The sequence below is a fragment of the Pseudomonadota bacterium genome, from assembly GCA_016927275.1.
Classification (GTDB): Bacteria; UBA10199; UBA10199; order 2-02-FULL-44-16; family JAAZCA01; genus JAFGMW01.
Genome location: JAFGMW010000007.1, coordinates 1 through 5,811, shown reverse-complemented (window position 1 = coordinate 5,811; position 5,811 = coordinate 1). Strand labels below are relative to the sequence as shown.

Annotated in this window: 7 protein-coding genes; 4 read left to right on the top strand and 3 right to left on the bottom strand. The window is 62.5% G+C overall.

The window, feature by feature from the left end; translation table 11 throughout:
• Positions 1-82 precede the first annotated feature (82 nt).
• Genes JXA24_00415 through JXA24_00405 form a run of 3 tightly spaced genes read right to left on the bottom strand, consistent with a single transcriptional unit; the run spans position 83 to position 2,166 of the window.
• Complete coding sequence (locus JXA24_00415) at positions 83-676, bottom strand: LemA family protein (GenBank protein MBN1282221.1); 594 nt, start codon at positions 674-676, stop codon at positions 83-85.
• Between the two features lie 14 nt (positions 677-690).
• Positions 691-1,401 (bottom strand): hypothetical protein, encoded by a 711-nt coding sequence (locus tag JXA24_00410; protein MBN1282220.1) that lies wholly within the window; start codon positions 1,399-1,401, stop codon positions 691-693.
• An 18-nt stretch (positions 1,402-1,419) separates the two neighbouring features.
• Positions 1,420-2,166 (bottom strand): TPM domain-containing protein, encoded by a 747-nt coding sequence (locus JXA24_00405; protein ID MBN1282219.1) that lies wholly within the window; start codon positions 2,164-2,166, stop codon positions 1,420-1,422.
• A 249-nt stretch (positions 2,167-2,415) separates the two neighbouring features.
• On the opposite strand from JXA24_00405, the gene JXA24_00400 reads away from it, so the two are divergent.
• From JXA24_00400 to JXA24_00385, 4 genes are all read left to right on the top strand, one after another.
• On the top strand, positions 2,416-3,462 hold the full coding sequence (locus JXA24_00400; protein ID MBN1282218.1) for an FAD:protein FMN transferase: 1,047 nt from the start codon (positions 2,416-2,418) through the stop codon (positions 3,460-3,462).
• Between the two features lie 40 nt (positions 3,463-3,502).
• Positions 3,503-4,132 carry an electron transport complex subunit E gene (locus tag JXA24_00395; GenBank protein MBN1282217.1) on the top strand — a complete coding sequence of 210 codons (630 nt, stop codon included), beginning with the start codon at positions 3,503-3,505 and terminating at the stop codon, positions 4,130-4,132.
• On the top strand, positions 4,129-4,782 hold the full coding sequence (locus tag JXA24_00390) for an electron transport complex subunit RsxA (protein MBN1282216.1): 654 nt from the start codon (positions 4,129-4,131) through the stop codon (positions 4,780-4,782). The genes JXA24_00395 and JXA24_00390 overlap by 4 nt, the downstream gene beginning before the upstream one ends.
• Before the next feature lie 71 nt (positions 4,783-4,853).
• Complete coding sequence (locus tag JXA24_00385; GenBank protein MBN1282215.1) at positions 4,854-5,681, top strand: RnfABCDGE type electron transport complex subunit B; 828 nt, start codon at positions 4,854-4,856, stop codon at positions 5,679-5,681.
• The last annotated feature ends 130 nt before the right edge of the window (positions 5,682-5,811 follow it).

The window sequence follows — 5,811 nt, the reverse complement described above, 5'->3', positions numbered from 1 at the left end:
CATCATGAATGCACTTCATTGCGATGCAGCCGTAAAAAATACCGGGTGGACAGCCCGGCATTTCTTAGGTTTGCTATTCGGATCAGTCAGCAGGACCCTGCGGCGTCATGCCGAAGTCGACCTCGGGCGCCTCCTTTGCCCCCTCCTCGGCCTTGAAGTAGACGTTCTCGCGGCTGTAGCCGAAGATCCCGGCGAGGAGGTTGTTCGGGAAGCGGCGGACGAAGACGTTGTAGGCCTTGACCGCCTCGTTGTAGCGCATGCGCTCGACCGCTATCCGGTTCTCGGTGCCGGCCAGCTCGTCCTGGAGCGCGAGGAAGTTCTGGTTGGACTTGAGGTCGGGGTATCTTTCCACCACGAGGAGCAACCTGCCCAGCGCTGCGGTCAGCTGGTTGTTTGCCTCGACCTTCTCGGGGACCGTGGTGGCGCCGCCGACCTTGGCCCTGGCCTCGGTGACGTCGATGAAGACCTTCTGCTCCTGCGCAGCGTAGCCCTTCACGGTGTTCACCAGGTTTGGGATCAGGTCGTTTCTGCGCTGGAGGACGTTTTCCACCTGGGCCCATGCGGTGGTCACCGATTCGTTCACCGTGACCAGCTGGTTGTAGCGGCCCACGCAGCTTGATCCGGCGAGGATCAGGACCAGCAGGATTGCGCCGATTATCATCCATTTTTTGTTCATCTCGATCTCCTTTTTTATTCGACGTTCATCGTGTCCACGAAACTAGTGAGGGCGGCGAGCTCTGTCAAGTAGCGCTCGAACATGGCCAGGGCGTCGTCGCCGCGCGGCATCATGGAGGCGCCGCGCCTGATCTCGATGACGTCGTAGAATACGGCCGGGTTGATGTCCAGCCGGTCTCCGATCAGCTCGGCCACCGCGCGGGCGTCGGCCGGGGGTTTCTTCCCCAGCAGCCTGAGCGTCCCTCTCATCGCCGCCATGAACGTGGGGAAGCTCTCGACCATCATGCGTGCGACCGCCTTCGGGCTGTCGCAGTTTGCGGCGTAGAAGGAGCGCATGTGGATGATCTTTCCCTTGAGCTCGCTCTCGCACTGGTGTCTGAGGTTCTTGAGATCGACCGTTATCCCTGCGAGGGGATCGCGGCCGATGAGGGTCTCGTGGCGGTCGAGCATGTCCAGAAACTCCATGGGGAAGACGTCGAGCGACTGTTCGATGTGCCTGGCATCGAAAAAGTGCGGCGCCGGGTTGCCTTGCTTCACCCACTTGCGAACGACCCTGTTGGACTTCGAGAGGAGGGCGGGCGTGGCCTCTGAGAGGACGCAGAAGACGTTGTAGTCCGAGTACTTCCTGGAGTAGTCCCTGCCGACCGCGGAGCCGTAGAGGACCGCCGCCTTGAGGTCTTCGCCGTAGATGCGTTCCAGCTCGCGCGCCAGATCGTGTGGTGTCATAGAGTCCTCCTCAAACGTTTACCATCCCCTCGATGCCCCTCCGCCGCCGGAGAGGCCTCCTCCGAACCCGCCAAAACCTCCGCCGAATCCGCGGCCGCCCCCTCCGCCCCTGCTGCTGAGCAACAGCAGGAATAGCCACGGGTGGCGGATGAATACTATGATCATTATTATGAAGACGATTATCTTTATGGCGATCTCCAGGGGAGTCGACTTCCTCTCACCGGAGGAGGAATACGCCACAGGCGCGCCGGAGCCGTAGGCAGCGGCCGCGTCGAACTCGATGCCCTCCTTGCGCGAGATCTCGTCGACTATGGCGATGGAGCCGGCCGCGATTCCGGCGTCCATGTCGCCCGCGCGGAAGCGCGGGAGGACCGCCTCGTCGAGGATCCTCCCGGCGAGAGCGTCGTTGATCGCGCCCTCGAGGCCGTAGCCGGCCTCTATACGCATCCTGCGCTCGTTCGGGGCGATGAGGAAGAGAGCGCCGTTGTCCTTGCCCTTCTTGCCGATGCCCCATTCCTGAAAGAGTTTCACCGCCGCGTTCTCGACCGGCTCGCCGTCCAGGGATGGCAGGGTGACTATCGCGACCTCGACCCCGCTCTGCCGTTCGAAGGCGGAGAGCATGGATTCTATCTTTCCCCTTGTGTCGGACGAGAGGACCGAGGCGAAGTCGTTCACAAAGCCCTTGGGCTTGGGGAACGCCGCAGAGGCCAGCGAGGGCAGAAAGATGAGAGCGGCGAGGGCGAATGTAGCGAGTCTGCGTCTCATTTCGCGCAATATATGCACACGGAAAATCGGTTGTAAAATAATAAACATGCAGCTTCGGGTCCTGTCGCCGGGTCACCCCCATTTGCGGCATCGCCGCGATCAATCACCGAGTTCATGCCAACGGTTTCCTGCGGCTGCTGGCGTCAAATGGGGGTCCCCCGACCCGGCGCCACCCGAAGCTATAGATAGTTGTTCTGTCTGTTCTTCGAATGCTTGACACCTTTCAGGCTTCAAATAAGAGTGCGCGGCATGAATCGAAGCCTCAAGGTTTTATCCGTCGCTGCCATCGTCGCGATCTTCGCAATCCTCGCGCTGCTCATCGTGCGCAGCGAGCCGTCGAGGCGCGAGGCGACGTTCTTCCCCATGGGCGGCATCCCGTTCAAGGTGGTGGCCTACGGCCGCAGCGCCGTGGAGTTCGATGCGGACATGGCCGCGGTAAAGCGGCGCGTCGAGGACCTCGAGCAGCGCTTCAACCGGTTCAAGGAGGGGAGCGAGCTCGCGGCCGTAAACGGGCTCGATCCGGGCTCCTCGCTCGAGATCAGCTCCGACATGCAGAGGATCATCGCGCTCTCGCGCGAGTGGCACGGGGCCAGCCTCGGGGCCTTCGACCCCACCGTCACTCCTCTCATCGAGCTGTGGAGAGAGTCGGGCAGGGAGGGCCGGCTTCCGGACGCGTCGAGGATCGCCGCCGCGCGATCCATGGTCGGGTTCGACAAGGTGCGCGTGCGCGGCGGCAAGGTGCGTTTTGCGAGGGACGGGATGTCTCTCGATTTCGGCGCGATCGCAAAGGGGCTGATCGCCGACGAGGTCGCCAACCTCCTCATGCGTCGCGGGGTGGCTCGCGGCGTGATCGACGCGGGTGGGAACGGGCTCGCCTTCGGGGCCGGCTCGTTCCGCTTCGGAATCCAGGACCCCATGAAGGAGCGCGGCATGCTCATGGGGGCGGTCGATGTGACGATGGGCGGGGTGGTCACCTCCGGCAGCTACGAGCGCTTCGTCAAGATAGGCGGCAGGCGTTATTCGCACATCATCGACCCCAGAGACGGCATGCCGGTGGAAAACGGGATGATCGCAGCCACGGTCGTGGGCGGGACCGGCGCCGGCGCGGACTCGCTCGCCACGGCTCTCATGGTCCTGGGCAAGGATGAAGGACGGAGGGTCGTAAAATCGCTCGAGGGATACGACGCCATGCTCGTCGAAGGGGGGCCCCTCGGCCCTGTGGTCTGGGTCTCTGCGAACCTGGCCTCCAGGCTCGTTCTCACAAAGGAGTGGGCCGAAAGGGTGAGGCTTTTCTAAAAGCTTGATATTTCCGGCTATCTCTGCCAAATAGCGCGAAATTTCAGGGGGGCGAGTGAAAAACGAGGTCACAAAAGGATTCTTCCGCGAGAATCCGGTCTTCGTGCTCATGCTCGGGCTGTGCCCCTCGCTCGCGGTCTCGGTCTCAATAAAGAACGCGCTCGGCATGGGGATCGCCGCCACTTTCGTGCTCGTATCGTCCAACGCGATCATCTCCCTGTTCAACCGCTTCTTCCCCTCGAAGATCCGCATACCCTGCTTCATCGTGGTGATCGCTACGTTCGTCACGATCGTGGAGATGCTCATGGGCGCCTATCTGCCGGCGCTGGGCGAGTCGCTCGGGATCTTCATCCCGCTCATCGTGGTGAACTGCATAATACTCGGCCGGGCAGAGGCGTTCGCGCAGCGCAACAGGCTCCTTCCGTCGGTGTTCGACGGCCTGGGGATGGGCGCGGGGTTTGCGTTCGCGCTGGTGATCATCGCCGCGATCCGCGAGGTCGCTGGCTCGGGCACGTTCTGGGGGATAAGGATAACATCTGCCTACGCGCCGGAGGGCGCGATACACCCGGCCGCCGTGATGGTGATGGCGCCGGGCGCGTTCTTCGTAATCGCGTTCATCATGGCGTTCATCAACTGGAGGAGGGCGGCGAGGCCGGCCCGCAGCGCATGAGATCCTACATCCTGCTGTTCATATCGATCGCGCTGGTGAACAACTTCATCCTGGCCAAGTTCCTCGGCCTCTGCCCCTTCATCGGCGTCTCGAAGCGGCGCAAACAGGCGGTCGGAATGGGGCTCGCGGTCATCTTCGTGATGACCATGGCCTCCGCTGCATCGTGGGCGGTCTACCGGTTCCTGCTCGCGCCGACCGGGCACAACATATTCTATGTGCTGCTGGGCGACGGCAGGCCGGTTTCAGATTTCGACTTCACCTTTCTCAACACGATCGTCTTCATCCTCGTGATCGCGGTGCTCGTGCAGCTCGTGGAGATGTTCCTCATGAAGGTGATACCTCCGCTGTACGAGTCGCTCGGCATATACCTCCCCCTCATCACCACCAACTGCGCGGTGCTGGGGGTGGCGCTGCTCAACATAAAGGACTTCGGCGCGGTGCACGGCCTGGCCGAGAGCTTCGCGAAGACGGTGCTGCAGGGGTTCGGCGGGGGCGTGGGTTTTCTGATCGTCATATTCCTCATGAGCGGGATAAGGGAGAGGCTCGATCAGATGGAGGTGCCGCCCGCGCTGCGGGGCGCCCCGATGGCGTTCATATGCGCCGGGCTCATGGCGCTGGCCTTCATGGGCTTTGCCGGCATGGGACAATGAAAACCGTGACCGGTAACTGGTGACTGGCGTGTTCCCGCTAGTCACTAGTCACTAGTCACTAGTCACGAAATATGATCGCACCTGTGATAATACTCGGATTCCTCGGCCTCCTCTTCGGAGTGGGGCTCTATATCGCCTCGCGCGTGTTCCGAGTGTCGGTGGACACGCGCATCGAGCGCGTGGAGAGGGCCCTTCCGGGATCGAACTGCGGGGCCTGCGGGCTGGCGGGCTGCCACGGCCTTGCTAAGGCCATAGTCCACGGCTCCGCGGAGGTCACCGCCTGCATACCGGGCGGCGAGCGCGTGGCACACCTCGTCGCGGACATCATGGGCGTGGAGGCGAAGGTGGTGGAGAAGAAGGTGGCGATTCTCCGCTGCCAGGGCAGGGAGGTGGCCGACCGCTTCATCTACGAGGGGATTTTGACCTGCCAGGCGGCCAGCCTCGTGCACGGCGGGCCCAAGGAGTGCCGCTTCGGCTGCATCGGCTTCGGCGACTGCGCGAGGGCGTGCCCGTTCGACGCCCTTCACATGGTGAACGGCTTTCCCGAGGTGGACGAGGGAAGGTGCGTGAGCTGCGGAAAGTGCGTAGCGGCGTGCCCCAAGGGGCTCTTCGAGCTCGTCACGCTGTCGAAGCTGGTGCACGTCCGCTGCGTGAGCACGGACGCGGGCAAGGCGGTGCGAAAGGTCTGCCGGGTGGGCTGCATCGCCTGCCGCAGGTGCGAGGCGGTCTGCGAGTTCGACGCTGTGCGCATCGAGAACAACCTTGCCGTCTTCGACTATGAGAAGTGCACCTCCTGCGGGATGTGCGTGAAGGAGTGCCCCACGGGCACGATAATGGACTACAGACAGTCCAGGAAGGATCTGGGCCTCTGGCCGGTGAAAGCGGTGACTGGTGATTAGTTACTCACATGGGCTTTTACTGACCACTGACCACCAGTCACCAGTCACCAGTCACTAGTCACGAGTTACGAGTCACGAGTCACGGAATTTATGAAGACGTTCAAAAGCGGCGGCATACATCCTCCCGAAT

Bases quoted from the DNA above. Each gene is read 5' to 3' on its own strand.
- JXA24_00415 (MBN1282221.1), bottom strand. From the start codon at position 676: ATGAACAAAAAATGGATGATAATCGGCGCAATCCTGCTGGTCCTGATC.
- JXA24_00410 (MBN1282220.1), bottom strand. From the start codon at position 1,401: ATGACACCACACGATCTGGCGCGCGAGCTGGAACGCATCTACGGCGAA.
- JXA24_00405 (MBN1282219.1), bottom strand. From the start codon at position 2,166: ATGAGACGCAGACTCGCTACATTCGCCCTCGCCGCTCTCATCTTTCTG.
- JXA24_00400 (MBN1282218.1), top strand. From the start codon at position 2,416: ATGAATCGAAGCCTCAAGGTTTTATCCGTCGCTGCCATCGTCGCGATC.
- JXA24_00390 (MBN1282216.1), top strand. From the start codon at position 4,129: ATGAGATCCTACATCCTGCTGTTCATATCGATCGCGCTGGTGAACAAC.
- JXA24_00385 (MBN1282215.1), top strand. From the start codon at position 4,854: ATGATCGCACCTGTGATAATACTCGGATTCCTCGGCCTCCTCTTCGGA.